Origin of the sequence: Billgrantia tianxiuensis, from assembly GCF_009834345.1 — a bacterium.
GTDB lineage: Bacteria > Pseudomonadota > Gammaproteobacteria > Pseudomonadales > Halomonadaceae > Halomonas > Halomonas tianxiuensis.
In genome coordinates, this window is the sequence record NZ_CP035042.1 from 3510230 (window position 1) to 3524001 (window position 13772).

The following is a 13772-nucleotide window of genomic DNA, read 5'->3' on the forward strand; positions in this document are numbered from 1 at the left end:
ACTCACCCACCAAAACAAATCAATTCAGCAATTTACTTCTTGGTGAACTATTCTTGTCGCCATTAAGAGACAGCGCAACTCCTTGATCTGAAAGGCTCAGAAAACTTCGGGCCTGATATGTCTCTTATTGGCGACATAATAACGCCACAGCGAACTACAATAATCCCTTCATTCCTCTCCAACTCACTGACTGGAAAGAGACTTTTCCAGTTGGCGTGGATGTTGCGTACCGTATGGCACGTTAACGAAACCAACTGGCCCTACTCGCCACCGGCGTCGGTTACCACCGGCGCGGTGGCGTTGATTGGATGAACAGGGCCCAATCAGCAAGGAGCGACGACGACCATGAAGATCACCATCTTCGGATCTGGCTATGTGGGACTGGTAACCGGCGCTTGTCTGGCCGATGTCGGCCATCGGGTCATGTGCGTGGACGTCGATGAGGCGAAGGTAGCTCGCCTCAACGCTGGCGAAGTGCCCATCTACGAGCCTGGCCTGGAGCAATTGATCGCAAAGAACAAGGCCGCCGGCCGCATCGAGTTCACCACCGACGCCGCCAAGGCGGTCGACTTCGGCCTGCTCCAGTTCATCGCCGTGGGCACGCCATCCGACGAGGATGGCAGCGCCGACCTCAAGTATGTGCTCAAGGTTGCCGAGACCATCGGTCAGCACATGCACGACTACAAGATCGTCGTCGATAAATCCACCGTACCGGTGGGAACCGCCAGCAAGGTGGAACGTACCGTTGCCGCCGAATTGGAAAAGCGTGGTCTGGACCTGGAGTTCGATGTCTGCTCGAACCCCGAATTCCTCAAGGAAGGGGCCGCTATCGAGGATTTTTCGCGCGGTTCGCGCATCGTCGTCGGCACCGACTCGGAGCGCGTCAGGAAAGCCATGCTGGAGTGCTACGGGCCCTACAACCGCCAGCGAGACAAGATGATGTTCATGGGCGTACGCAGCGCCGAGCTGACCAAGTACGCCGCCAACGCCATGCTGGCGACCAAGATCAGCTTCATCAATGAAGTCGCCAATCTGGCCGAGCGTCTCGGAGCCGATGTCGAGGAGGTGCGCCATGGCATCGGCTCCGACCCGCGTATCGGCTACAGCTTCATCTACCCCGGTTGCGGCTATGGCGGTTCCTGCTTCCCCAAGGACGTCAAGGCTCTGGCCCATACCGCCGAGGAGATCGGGCACCCCGCCGAGATGATCAAGGCAGTGGAGCGAGTCAATGCCCGGCAGAAGAACAAGCTGTTCGAGAAGCTCTGCCAGGCCTTCGACGGCCAGCTCGCGGGCAAGACCATCGCCATCTGGGGACTTGCCTTCAAGCCCAACACCGACGACATGCGCGAGGCACCCAGCCGCGCCTTGATGGAAGCGCTGTGGGAGGCCGGGGCGCGAGTTCAGGCCTACGACCCGGAGGCTTCGGACGAGTGCCGCCGCATCTACGGCGAGCGCGATGATCTGGTGCTGGCCGAGCAGCGTGACGACGCCCTGGAAGGCGCCCATGCGCTGGTCATCTGCACCGAGTGGAAGGCCTTCCGCACCATCGACTTCCCCGAACTCTACGAAAAGCTCGAGGAGCCGGTGCTGGTCGACGGCCGCAATCTGTTCCAACCCGATACCGTCAAGGCCGCCGGGCTCGCCTACTACGGTATCGGACGAGGTGACTCCGTGCGGCCCGTACTGGCCTGAGGAGTGACCATGTCCGCTACTCCCCGAGACCATACCACGGCCAGCCGGATCACCGAGCTGACGACGTTCCTGCTCGGCCTGTCGCTGCTGATCGTCATCATCAGCGAGCTGCCGGCGGATGTGTTTTCCCCCGAGTCGCAGAGTTTCTTCTTCGTCATCGGGGCGATTGCCATGTGGCGCTACTCATGGTGGGCCGTGCAGGCGGCGCGCTCGACCTGGTACAACCGGATGATCTTCCCGCGCCTGCGAGCGGAGGCCGATGCGGCGGGCGAGCTGGAGCGGCCACCGGAGCTATTCGTGCTCTGCACCTCCTTCCGCATCGAGGCCAGGGTCAACTTCCAAGTCTATGACGCTCTGATCCGGGAAGCGCGCGACTATGGCGTGCCGACGACCATCTTCGCCTCCGTCTCGGACCGTACCGACGTGGACGTCATCACTCATGTGATGGACGAGCACGGCTGGCCGCGGAACGTCGAAGTCCGCTACATGTTCCAGAAGGGGGACGGCAAGCGCTCGGCCATGGCCGAGGTGCTGCGTGCGATCTCCCGGCGCCTGCCGGCGCCGGGAGCGCTGCTGATCTCGATGGATGGGGATATCCGGCTGGAGCCAGGCACCCTTTCGCGCTCGCTCTCCTTCTTCCAGGCCCAGGACGATCTCGGTGCGCTGACCACCAACAATCGGGCCGAGGTGACCGGCAACGATGCCACCTGCGAGTGGTATGACCTGCGCTACGCACAGCGGCACCTGATGATGAGCTCGATGTCGGTATCGCGTCGCCTGCTGGTGCTGACAGGACGCTACAGCGTGTTCCGCGCCGACCTGGCAACGCAGCCGGACTTCATCGAGCTGATCGAGAACGATCATGTCGAGCACTGGCGCTTCGGCAACTTCAAGTTCCTCTCGGGCGACGACAAGTCCTCCTGGTACTGGTTGCTGAAGAACGGCTGGCGCATGCTCTACATTCCCGATGTCTTCGTGACCGGATTCGAGGAGCTGCCCGACCGACGGCGCTTCTTCGCCTCGACCACCGACCTGATGCGCCGCTGGTACGGCAACATGCTGCGTACCAGCAACCGCGCCATCTCCCTGGGGCCACGGCCGATGGGCGTATTCACCTGGTGGAGCCTGATCGATCAGCGCCTCTCGATGTGGACGACCCTGGTCGGCCCCACGGTAGTCACGCTAGTGTCGCTGTTCGTGCGGCCCTCCTTCTTCTTCGCCTACGTGTTGTGGATTCTCTTCACTCGCGGTATCGCGACCTCGATTCTGGCCTGGCAACGCGGACGCTTCAGCCTGCTGTGGATCCCGCTGATCTACTACAACCAGGTCTGGGGCGCGATGCTGAAGACCTACGTCAGCTTCCGCTTCAACCGCCAGAAGTGGTCGCGCCAGGGCATCTCGGCAGGCGAACCGAACGACCCTGTCGCCGCGCGCCGGCAGCGCCGCATGGGCCATGTGCTGCATGGCTTCGCCTACGGCGTGCTGCTGTTCGTGCTGATTCTCTCGACCGGTGTCATGACCCCTCCGGACCGGGTATCGCTGCACATCGCCCGCGACCAGACCTGGGAGCGCAATCAGCAGCCCGAGCGGCTTGACCGCTGGCTCGGCGCAACTCTCGTCGACAACACCCGCGACGCGGTGCAACTCCCCTCGGGACACTTCCGGCTGGGCGGCGAGCTGATCGAGACCCTGCAGCGGAACACCCTGGCCGAAAGCAAGCAAATCGAGGGCAACCTAGGAACCACGATCCTCGCTATTTCTCCGGCCATGGCGGAACTGATGCAAGGACCGAGTGGCGAGCCCATCCAGGATGCCGTCCAGTGCACCGTGGATGCCAACTGCCAGCTGGCTCTCGACGAACATAACCTGACCCTTGTCAACGTACGACTCAGGGTCGAGCCCGAAGCCCCCGCCAACGTGGCAGCGGCTCATCCCTGAATGCAAGGAGCGACCAACGGATGGCTGATCATTTTTCCCACGACGACCCCAAGCGGCATGAGCCTACCCTGGGAGAAGCGCGTTCAAGGCGACGGCCCGCCTCTTCTGCCGAGCCTGACAACGCGGACCATGACAGCGTGCGCCTGACCCGGGGCGACCGACTCCAGCATGAGCGTCGCGACGAACGGGGCTACATACGCGTTACGCTCCCGTTTCGTGTCGATCTCGACGACAGCGACATTGAGCTGAACGGCAATGATGTCTCGCTGGGAGGCTTTTCCGCCCAGAGTTCGCATAGATTCGAACCCGGCGATCGCATCTCGGCCTCACTGTTGATGATGGCGGGCGCCACCGAGCTGATCGTTCCGCTGAAGGCCGAGTGCCTGCGCACCACCCGCGCGGCGAGCGGCAATGGCTACGACATCAGCTTCGAGATCACCGAGATCGAGCCGCAGCATCGCGAGCTGCTGCGCCAGATCATCCGCAGCGCGCTGAGCGGCCGCTCGCCCAATGTCGAAGGGTTGATCGGTGGCGAGGATCCGCAGACGCCGCGCAAGCGTCAGGCGACCAAGCCGCTGCCGCCCGCGCGTCCGCCCAAGCCGATGGGACGCTATATCCTGCTGTTCGTCGCCATCGGCCTGCTGGTGCTGGTAGGGGCGGCTACCGCTTACCGCAACTTCATGCTGATCGAGCCGAGCTTCGCCGCCGTGACGGCGCCGCGTATCGACATCCGGGCGCCCGGCCCCGGGATTCTCGGCGAGCACGACCTAACGGCCGGTGATCGGGTCGAGCGCGATCAGTTGCTGACCAACGTGGTCAACAGCGAGCTGGAATCGGACCTGATCCTTGCCGAGGCGGCGATCGACTACAACAACCGCCTGCTCGAGAACCTCCGCGAGCACCTCGAAGGCGGTATGCAGGAGGTCAGCCTAGCCAACTCGGCACAACCCGCCAGCGGCGACACCATGACCTTCGAGTCGGTCTCGCCCGAGATTGCCCAGGCCCGGATCGAGCAGTTCGAGACAGTACGCGACTACGAGAGTTCACGCATTGCCGCGCTCGAGGCGCGCATGGCAAGCAACGACATCTACAGTCCCTGCGACTGCCTGGTGGCCTGGGCGCTGAGCAGCGCCGATGGGGTCTACATCAACGAAAGCGAGCGGATCATGACCCTGATTCGCACTGACGAGGACGATGTGCTGGTCGAGGCATTGGTGCACATGAACGACATCAGCCGCATCGAACCCAACCAGCAGGCCTACGTGACATTGGCCAACGCCAACCAGCCGATCCGCGCCCGGGTGCGCAACGTTGCGCTCGACGTTGAACGCCAGCCGCGTGCCGGCTTCCCCAGTTGGGTGCGCCAGCAGCAGAACGTGGCCAGCGTACTGCTGGTACCCGAGGAGCCGCTGCCCGCAGAGAGCGTCGGCCAACCCGTGGACGTACGCTTCACCGAAGCTCCACTGCTGGGTGCCGCCTCGGAGCGGATCTGGCAGGGCGTACGCTCGGTCATCCAGTTCGGCGACGACATTTATCGCGCCGCCACGGAGGACAATGATGAAGTTACCGATGAAGGCTAATGCTGCCCGCATACCGTTCGGCAATTGCCGATTGCTGCTATTGAGTGGCCTGATGATGTTGCCGGTATCTGCCGCCCATGCCGACGAGGCCGAGAATGCCCTCGTCGGCATTCCCCAGGAGGAAGCCTGTTCGCAGCGTTACGTGCAGGCCGAGACGCCCCGTCCGCAGCACGCTGCGAACGGCCATGCCGCCATTCGGCAGAACTTCCATACCAGTCGCCACTGGGGCACCGAGGAGAACGTGGAGCGCCTAGGCGCCGCGCAGACCGGCATCGGCGAACCCGGACTGCGCGTGCATTACCCCGCCGGCACCTCTTCGCCGGGAGACGAACCCCGTGGCGGTGCCGGATTTTATAGCGATCCACCATCGCTGCGCGGCGCTGATCGGGCCTGTCTCAGCTACATGGTGCGCTTCCCGGCGGACTTCGACTTCGTTCGCGGTGGCAAGCTGCCGGGACTCTACGGCGGCGAAGCCCCATCGGGGGGCGAGGACGTCGACGGCACGAGCGGCTTCTCCATGCGCCTGATGTGGCGTGAAGAGGGGGAAGGCGAGCTCTATCCCTATGTCGTCGGCTTCGAGGGTGATTCGGTGGGCCGCGGCTTCTGGCACTTCCCGGTTGGCCGCTGGGTCACCGTCGAACAGGAGATCGTGCTCAACGATCCCGACCTCGACAATGGCATCGCCCGTCTCTGGGTCGATGGCCGGCCGGTGCTGGAGCAGCAGAACGTGGTATTCCGCACCACGCCGGAGATCACCATCAATGGCCTGATGTTTTCCACGTTCTTCGGCGGTACCGGCGAAGGTTGGCGCACGCCACGCGATCAGTACGTGGACTTCGCCGCCTTCCGTTTCTATACGCCGCAGCCTTGATCAATTTGCATTCGAGCGCCAATGGAGCGACGCCGATCATGCCCCTTGCCGTAGTAAAAGGATTTATCGTACGACTGCCCATGATGCTCGCCTGCGTTTTGCTGGCAGGCGTCACCGCGACGGCCGACGACACCCTCTCGCGAGAGGAGCGCATGGAGCTCGACCTCTCGGAGTATCGTGTCACTGACACGGACGCCAGCTACTTCGATGTGGAAGCGCGCATGGAGTTGCTGCGCGAGACCCAGAATCCCATTCTGTTGCAATTGAAGGACGAGCTGTCACTAGGCCCCAGTTGCCAGCAGAAGCTCAACTTCACTCCCATCACCACACGAGGCGGGATCCCCGGTTTCTATCCCAACCCGGAGGAGTGGGAGTTGGCCACAGAGCCTCTGTTCGCCTTCGAAGATAGTGTGTCGGTGCTGGCCGGGGCCTTCGTCGCCAGCAGCGACACCTTCTATGCCGATTGCTTGGTGCGCTTTCTGCACGGCTGGGCCGAAGCCAAGGCGCTGACCACTTTCGTCTTTGACCCCAGGAGCCCCAAGCCTGGTTCGCCTCCGAATCGATGCTGTTCGCCGCGGCCATGGCCTACTCCATCGTGCGCCCCCATGTGGATGGCCTCGAGGAGGAGCGCGCCGAAGTCGAGCAGTGGCTGCATGGCCTCGCCCTACAACATTCAGCATTCCCCGGCGAGCCGGAAGAGAGCTGCTGCAATAACCACTTCTACCGGCGTGCACTCTACGCCACCATGATCGGCGTGCTGGTAGAGGACGACGACCTGTTTCGCTTCGGCGTCAGCGCCGTTTACTCGGCACTACACGACATGACCGAGAACGGCGCCCTGCCGCTGGAAGTCGGACGCGGCCGGCGTGCAACGCACTACCAGAACTATGCGCTGAATTATCTGATTACCAACATGCAGATCATTCATCGCCAAGGCTACGACATCTTCGATCTGGAATACGAAGGCAACGACATTCACGAGGGCATCGATTTCCTCTTCCAGATTCTCGACAACCCGGCGGCGCTGGGCGACTACGCGCCGCAGGAACAATTTACTGGCTTCCTGCGGGATCCCCAGTATTTCACCTGGATGGATATCTACCTCACCCACTTCGATCATCCGCAGGTAGCCGATTTCGTCACCCGGGTGCGCCCCACCTACAACCGCAGCGCCGGAGGCTTCATTACGCTCTATTTCATGGACCCCGAGGCCCAGCAACATATCTATCTCGACGAGGAGCGCCGGAGTACCGAGGCCTTCCGCGGCCTGGGCAATTGAAGACGAAAGGACTTCCCGGAACCACATAGAAAAGAGGGGACAACATGGAACGCTTGACGAACGGGACTCGACGCCTCCCCTCGCTGCGACTGACCGCGGCGATCACCTTATCGGCATGGTTGGCCGGCTGTGCAGTGACCTCGGACGAACCGCCGAGTGGCGAGCATGCACGGGCCGTTCCCGAGCAGTATGCCGCCTGGTTCGCCGGCGGTCTTGAGGCCGACATCGACTCGTCGGACTGGAGCCGCATCAATCGCGCCCAGGAGCTCATTGATGAGGGGCGCTACAACGAAGCCATCGACTACCTGCAGCCGCTGGTCAATCGCGATGTGCCGCCTGCCTACTACGAAATGGCCAAGCTCTACGACCAGGGCCTGGGCATCGAGGAAAACCCCGCCGAAGCGGCGCGTCTCTATGGCCTTGCCATCGAGCGGCCCTCCTCCGTGCGCGGCCACGCCTCGCTCAACCTCGCCCGGCTCTATCTCGAGGGCCGTGGCGTAGAGCGTAACGACGTGCTGGCCTACCATCTGCTCTGGCAAGCCAAGGAGGCCGACCTCGAGCGCACCGCCGAAGTGCTGCTCGCCGACCTGCTAGCCGAAGGCGGTGAAGGAGTCGAGGCCGACCCGGACTTGGCCCGCCAGCTCTATGAGCAGGCGGCTGCCCAAGGTCAACAGCAAGCCCTGCAAGCCCTGGCCGAGGCGCATGCGCCCGGCGGCTGGCTCGAGGAAGATCCGGCCCAGGCCATGGATTATGCCCAGCGGCACGCCGAGGTGCTCCAGCAGCAAGCCAGTGCAGGCGACGTCAATGCCATGCTTCAGTTGGCCTCGCTCTATTCGGCTGACGGCCTGCTGGGCGATCAACCCAGCCAGCGCATTCATTGGTTGCAGCAGGCAGCCCAGGCCGGCGACCTGGATGCCCTGGCGGGGCAGGACGCGACATGATCGAGGTCGGCGAATACCGGCAGGGTATCGAGCTGCTGGCGGATGCCGCCCGCCAAGGGCATGTCGATGCCATGACCTACCTTGGCCAGGCACTGCTCGAACCCGAGTCCGGCCAGCCGCAACCAGTACAAGCCGAGCGCTGGCTGCGTGAGGCGATCAACGCCGGCTCGGTCGATGCCCAGGTGATCCTCGGCCGCGCCCTGGTCGAAGGCCAGGGTGGTCTCAACGACTTGCCACGTGGCATGGGCTTGCTCGAGCAAGCCGCCGAGCACGACCACCCCCTGGCGCTGGCGCAGCTGGGCTCGCTCTATCTGGACGACGAGCGAATCGCCGGCCAGCCCTATATTGCCGTCGACTATCTCGAGCGTAGCCATGAACTCGGCCACCCTTGGGCAACACAGCAGCTGGGGGCAGCCTATCTCGAGGGGCGTGGCGTGCCGCAGGATCCCGCCCGGGGCGAGGAACTGCTGCGGCAGGCCGCCGAGCACGGGCAGTCGGGCGCGATGCGGTTGCTCGGCGAAGCCTACCTGGACGAGGAGAACCCCAACTTCCAGCCCAGCCGTGGCGAGGAACTGCTGCGTCAAGCCGCACAGGCTGGCGATACCACGGCCATGACCCAACTTGGCGAGGCCTACCTGGAAGGGCCGCTGCGGGAGGACCCCACCCAAGGCATCCAACTGCTGACCCAGGCCGCCCAGCAGGGCGACGCCTATGCCATGGTGGTCCTGGGCCGCGCCTATCGCAACGGCAACGGCGTGGAGCGCGACCTGAACGAGGCCAACCGCTGGCTGACGCTAGCCCAGCAGGCGGGGCACGAGTCCGCGGACGATGCGCTCACCTACGTACAGCGCGACCTGGGCGCCCAAGGCAATATCGAGGCGCTCGTCGCCGCTGCCGAGGATGGCCATCCCGGCGCCATGGCCGATCTTGGCCGCGCCTTCCTCGATGGCGAAGGCGTTCAGCGCGACCAGCAGCAAGCCGAATACTGGCTGGACCGAGCTCACCAGGCGGGTCATGCCGGCGCCGCGGCAAGCCTTGGCCGGATGTATATGGACCGGGGCGACAGCGAGCGCGGCATCGACTATCTGGAAGCCGCCGTGGCACGCGGACACGCCGGCGCCCGCAGCGACCTGGGCGAAGCCTACCTGACCGGTGACCACGTGGAGCTTGATACCGAGCGTGGCATCGAGTTGCTGACGGCAGCGGCGGAATCCGGGGCAACCCATGCGGCCTTTGTGCTGGGCGAGGCTTACCAGCACGGCAACGGCGTGGAACAAGACGCCGAGCAGGCCGAACGCTGGTACCGCCAGGCTAGCGATGCCGGCGCCGACTATGCGCGTGCCGCCCTGGGGCTCGCCCTGATCCGCGGCGAAGGCGCCATCGACCAGGATGTCGAGCAGGGTCATGAGCTGCTGCTCGATGCCGCCGAACAGGGACATCCAGGCGCCCAGGCCTCACTCGGACGCGAATATCTGCGTGGCGAGAACATCGAGGCCGACCCGGAGCGCGGGGCGGACTACCTCTACCAGGCGGCTAGCCAGGGGCATAGCAGCGCGCGTCTCGCCCTGGCCGAAGCCTACCTTTCATCCCGCGGCCTGGAGCAGGCCAACCAGCAGCAGGCCCTGCTGTGGCTGGATGATGTCTTCGAGAGCGAGGGCCAGCTCGCCATCGAAACCCTGCGTCAACTGCTTACCGATGAAGAGGCCATTGCCGCCGCCAGTGAGGTGGAGGTAGAGGCAGAAGAGTAAGTCCTCGCTCGCCCCACAGGCCCAACCCGTGGGGCGAGTCGCTTCGACCCGATGAGGCAAGCATGAGACAGCTAACGCCGTGGAAAGCACGCGCCGCTCCATGGCTGCTGGCCATGGCGAGCCTGGGTTCAGCGCTCGTGTCCGCACATGGAAATGATGACGTGGCCCAACCCAGGTTGGCCCCCTGCTCGGAGCGCTATTCCCTCGTAGCCAACCTGCAGCCAGCGCACTGGCTACAAACAGGCAAGGATGCCATCCGCCAGGACTTCTCCTCGACCCGGGACTGGGGCACCGAGGAGAACGTTCTTTTGCTCGATCCTTTGAGCAGCGGCCTGGCGGAGCCCGCACTGCGCGTTCTCTATCCCAAGGACAGCTCCTCGCCGAGCGATGCCGATAAGACCGAAGTGCCGCGAGGCGGTCTGGGCTTCTATACCGAGGAAGCGCGCTTGCAGGGCGCCGATCGGGTGTGTCTACACTACCGGTTACGGTTCGAAGCGAACTTTGACTTTGTCAAAGGAGGTAAACTCCCCGGACTCTACGCAGGCGAAGCGCCCAGCGGGGCGAGGAGGCCACCGGCAAGAACGGCTACTCGCTAAGACTGATGTGGCGCGAAGATGGCCAAGGTGAACTCTACGCCTACCTGGTCGGACGTGAAGGCGAGTCCATCGGTCGAGGCTCCTGGTACTTCCCCTCGGGCCGCTGGGTCAGCGTCGAGCAGGAAGTGATCCTCAACACGCCCGGCGAGGAGGACGGCATCGTGCGCTTGTGGATCGACGGCTGGCCCGTGCTCGAGCAGCGCGGCCTCGTCTATCGCACCACCGAGGAGGTCGGTGTCGATGGCGTGATGTTCTCCACCTTCTTTGGCGGCACCGGCGAAGAGTGGCGAACGCCGCGCGACCAGCATGTCGATTTCGCCGACTTCCGCCTGTTCGCCCCGAGCCGAAGGAGCGGCTGACAAGAGGATTCGCAGTCGCAGCGCTATCAATGCAGGAGGCAGATACGCTATGACGCAACCAGGACAAGATCCAAGACACTGCTACCTACGCCAGTTGAGCTGCACGGCGGCGTGCCTGACCCTGGCACTGGGAAGCATTGCCCAGACTAAAGCCCTGACGCTGGAGGAGCGCGAGCAGCTCGACCTCTCCGCGTACGAGGTTGTCGACCCCGACGCATCCTACTTCAACGTTGAGGAACGCATGGAGGTGCTGCACGAAACGGACAATAGCCTGTTGATGCAGCACCGGGAGGAACTGGCCAAGTATGCGCCAAGCTGCCGGCAGCGATTGGAAATTCCGACCATTACCGAGAAAATGCGCATCCCGGGGTTCTACCCACCCCGATGACTGGAAGCTCGCCACCGAGCCACTGTTCAAATTCGAGGATACCGTCTCGGAGCTGGCCGGCGCCTACGTGGCCAGTGGCAACGTGTACTACGCCGAATGCCTGGTCAAGTTCCTGGACCGGTGGGCTCAGGATGACGCCCTACTCGACTTTCACTATCACTGGGAGCAACCGCAAGCCTGGTTCTCGCTGGAATCGATGATCTTCGCCGCCGGCATGGCCTATTCCGTTGCCCGACCGTTCGTCGAGGGCATGCAGGAGGAACGGGCCCGGGTCGAGGAGTGGCTCAATGAGCTTGCCAGTGTACACATGGAGATCGAAGGGGCTGATAGCAGCTGCTGCAACAACCACTTCTACCGTCGGGCGCTCTACGCCGCCATGGTCGGCGTGCTGACCGAGGACGATGCCATGTTCCGCTTCGGTGTCAGCGCCATCTACTCCGCGCTTCACGACATGACCGAAGAGGGAGCCTTTCCGCTCGAGATGGAGCGTGGCAGGCGGGCCACCCACTACCAGAACTATGCCCTACTCTACTTGGTTCCGATCATGGAGATCGTCGCGCGCCAGGGATACGATATCTATGAATACGAGGTGGACGGCGGCACCATGCACGATGCGGTGGATTTCGCCATGGACATCCTCGAAGATCCCTCGCAGCTCGGCGACCTGGCGCCGCGGGAGCAGTACACGGGTTTTCTCAAGGACAACCAGTACTTCGCCTGGATGGAGATGTACCGGGCTCGCTTCGGCGAATCCCGCTTCGACGACTTCCTGGCCTCGATGCGCCCCATCTACAACCGCGGGGCGGGCGGCTACGCGACGCTCTACTTCATGGATCCCGAAGCCCAGCAGCATATTCGCCACAACGAAGAGGAGCGCCAGACACGGGCCTTCGAAGGACTGTCCAACTGACGCATGAACGACGAGGCCGGCTTGCGCCGGCCTCGTCGGGTGATGCGGTGGGCACGCTCAGGTAGCGCGCCTCAACCCTCGAACGGGTTGCGCAGCACGATGGTCTCGTTGCGGTCGGGGCCGGTCGAGACGATGTCGATCGAAGTGCCCACTTTCTCCTCGAGGAAGCTGATATAGGAGCGCGCATTGGCCGGCAGGTCCTCGATGCGCTTGGCGCCCAGGGTCGACTCGCTCCAACCCGGCAGATCCTCGTAGACCGGCTCGACCGCTTCGTAACCCTCCGAATCGACCGGATTCTCCATCACCTCGCCATCCTTGCTGCGATAACCCACGCAGACACGGATATTCTCCAGCCCGTCGAGTACGTCGAGCTTGGTCAGGCACAGTCCGGATACCGAGTTGATCTGCACCGCATGGCGCAGGGCCACGGCATCGAACCAGCCACAGCGGCGGGGTCGACCGGTAGTGGCACCGAACTCGTGGCCGCGCTCGGCCAGGTGACGGCCATGCTCGTCGAACAGCTCGGTGGGGAACGGGCCGGAGCCGACACGGGTGGTGTAGGCCTTGGTGATGCCCAGCACGTAGTCGAGGTAGAGCGGTCCGACGCCGGAGCCGGTGGCGGTGCCGCCGGCGGTGGTGTTGGAGCTGGTGACGAACGGATAGGTACCGTGATCGATGTCCAGCAGAGAGCCCTGGGCCCCCTCGAACAGAATGTTCTCGCCGGCGCGGCGCAGTTCGTGTACCAGGGTAACGGTATCGCAGACCATCGGCCGCAGCTCCTCGGCCATGGCCATGGCGCTGTCCAGCACTTCCTGGAAGTCGACCGCCTTCTCGCCGTGGTAGTTGACCAGCACGAAGTTGTGATAGTCCAGCACCTCACCAAGCTTGGAGGCGAAGCGCTCGCGATGCAGCATGTCGCCCAGGCGCAGGCCACGACGCGCCACCTTGTCCTCGTAGGCCGGGCCGATGCCGCGGCCGGTGGTGCCGATCTTGGCCACGCCACGGGCCTTCTCGCGGGCCAGGTCGAGGCGCACGTGGTACGGCAGGATCAATGGACAGGCCGGCGAGAGACGCAGTCGCTCGCGCACCGGCACGCCCTTCTCCTCGAGTTCGCGGATCTCCTTGATCAGCGCCTCGGGAGACAGCACCACACCGTTGCCGATGATGCAGGTCTTGCCCTGACGCAGGATGCCGGAGGGAATCAGGTGCAGCACGGTCTTCTCGCCGTCGATGACCAGCGTATGCCCGGCGTTGTGCCCGCCCTGGAAACGTACCACCGCCGCAGCGGATTCGGTCAGCAGGTCGACCACCTTGCCCTTGCCTTCGTCACCCCACTGTGTGCCCAGTACGACTACGTTCTTGCCCATTGTGTCTCGTCTCTCGTGTCAGCGCCGCGTATGTGCGCGTCGATCATCCGGCCCGCGGGCCGCGCTCGTCTTCCGGCCCGCTTGCCGGTATCGTCCAAACTAG

At 63.7% G+C, this 13772-nt stretch carries 10 protein-coding genes and 1 pseudogene; 10 read left to right on the forward strand and 1 reads right to left on the reverse strand.

The features are described 5' to 3' along the window. Positions 1-345 precede the first annotated feature (345 nt). The 10 genes and pseudogenes from EKK97_RS16435 (at position 346) to EKK97_RS16475 (ending at position 12302) form a co-directional block, all read left to right on the forward strand. Positions 346-1692, forward strand: coding sequence for a UDP-glucose dehydrogenase family protein (locus tag EKK97_RS16435; RefSeq protein ID WP_159553487.1), 1347 nt, complete (start codon positions 346-348; stop codon positions 1690-1692). A 9-nt stretch (positions 1693-1701) separates the two neighbouring features. Next, the gene (locus EKK97_RS16440) at positions 1702-3630 is read left to right on the forward strand and encodes a glycosyltransferase (RefSeq protein WP_159553489.1); all 1929 of its coding nucleotides are present in this window, start codon (positions 1702-1704) and stop codon (positions 3628-3630) included. Between the two features lie 20 nt (positions 3631-3650). Then, positions 3651-5210, forward strand: a complete 1560-nt coding sequence (locus tag EKK97_RS16445) for a PilZ domain-containing protein (RefSeq protein WP_159553491.1) — start codon at positions 3651-3653, stop codon at positions 5208-5210. Next, positions 5200-6081, forward strand: coding sequence for a polysaccharide lyase (locus EKK97_RS16450; RefSeq protein WP_159553493.1), 882 nt, complete (start codon positions 5200-5202; stop codon positions 6079-6081). The genes EKK97_RS16445 and EKK97_RS16450 overlap by 11 nt, the downstream gene beginning before the upstream one ends. Positions 6082-6643: 562 nt before the next feature. Further along, positions 6644-7360: an alginate lyase family protein gene (locus EKK97_RS24900; RefSeq protein WP_236551249.1), complete on the forward strand. Its 717-nt coding sequence runs from the start codon at positions 6644-6646 to the stop codon at positions 7358-7360. Between the two features lie 44 nt (positions 7361-7404). Beyond that, positions 7405-8301, forward strand: coding sequence for a tetratricopeptide repeat protein (locus tag EKK97_RS24905; protein WP_236551250.1), 897 nt, complete (start codon positions 7405-7407; stop codon positions 8299-8301). Beyond that, positions 8298-10049, forward strand: coding sequence for a tetratricopeptide repeat protein (locus EKK97_RS16460; protein WP_236551251.1), 1752 nt, complete (start codon positions 8298-8300; stop codon positions 10047-10049). The genes EKK97_RS24905 and EKK97_RS16460 overlap by 4 nt, the downstream gene beginning before the upstream one ends. Before the next feature lie 113 nt (positions 10050-10162). Next, a pseudogene (locus EKK97_RS25945) lies at positions 10163-11004 on the forward strand (polysaccharide lyase). A 49-nt stretch (positions 11005-11053) separates the two neighbouring features. Further along, positions 11054-11392, forward strand: a complete 339-nt coding sequence (locus EKK97_RS24910; protein ID WP_236551252.1) for a hypothetical protein — start codon at positions 11054-11056, stop codon at positions 11390-11392. Next, positions 11310-12302: an alginate lyase family protein gene (locus EKK97_RS16475; protein WP_236551253.1), complete on the forward strand. Its 993-nt coding sequence runs from the start codon at positions 11310-11312 to the stop codon at positions 12300-12302. Before EKK97_RS24910 ends, EKK97_RS16475 begins: the two co-directional genes overlap by 83 nt. A 71-nt stretch (positions 12303-12373) precedes the next feature. Here EKK97_RS16475 and EKK97_RS16480 read toward each other — a convergent pair whose 3' ends face one another. After that, positions 12374-13669 carry an adenylosuccinate synthase gene (locus EKK97_RS16480; protein ID WP_159553499.1) on the reverse strand — a complete coding sequence of 432 codons (1296 nt, stop codon included), beginning with the start codon at positions 13667-13669 and terminating at the stop codon, positions 12374-12376. Positions 13670-13772 lie beyond the last annotated feature (103 nt).

What these genes read in the sequence shown, in the direction of transcription:
- EKK97_RS16435 (WP_159553487.1), top strand. Translation starts at nt 346, where the DNA reads ATGAAGATCACCATCTTCGGATCTGGCTATGTGGGACTGGTAACCGGC.
- EKK97_RS16440 (WP_159553489.1), top strand. Translation starts at nt 1,702, where the DNA reads ATGTCCGCTACTCCCCGAGACCATACCACGGCCAGCCGGATCACCGAG.
- EKK97_RS16445 (WP_159553491.1), top strand. Translation starts at nt 3,651, where the DNA reads ATGGCTGATCATTTTTCCCACGACGACCCCAAGCGGCATGAGCCTACC.
- EKK97_RS16450 (WP_159553493.1), top strand. Translation starts at nt 5,200, where the DNA reads ATGAAGGCTAATGCTGCCCGCATACCGTTCGGCAATTGCCGATTGCTG.
- EKK97_RS24900 (WP_236551249.1), top strand. Translation starts at nt 6,644, where the DNA reads ATGCTGTTCGCCGCGGCCATGGCCTACTCCATCGTGCGCCCCCATGTG.
- EKK97_RS24905 (WP_236551250.1), top strand. Translation starts at nt 7,405, where the DNA reads ATGGAACGCTTGACGAACGGGACTCGACGCCTCCCCTCGCTGCGACTG.
- EKK97_RS16460 (WP_236551251.1), top strand. Translation starts at nt 8,298, where the DNA reads ATGATCGAGGTCGGCGAATACCGGCAGGGTATCGAGCTGCTGGCGGAT.
- EKK97_RS24910 (WP_236551252.1), top strand. Translation starts at nt 11,054, where the DNA reads ATGACGCAACCAGGACAAGATCCAAGACACTGCTACCTACGCCAGTTG.
- EKK97_RS16475 (WP_236551253.1), top strand. Translation starts at nt 11,310, where the DNA reads ATGCGCCAAGCTGCCGGCAGCGATTGGAAATTCCGACCATTACCGAGA.
- EKK97_RS16480 (WP_159553499.1), bottom strand. Translation starts at nt 13,669, where the DNA reads ATGGGCAAGAACGTAGTCGTACTGGGCACACAGTGGGGTGACGAAGGC.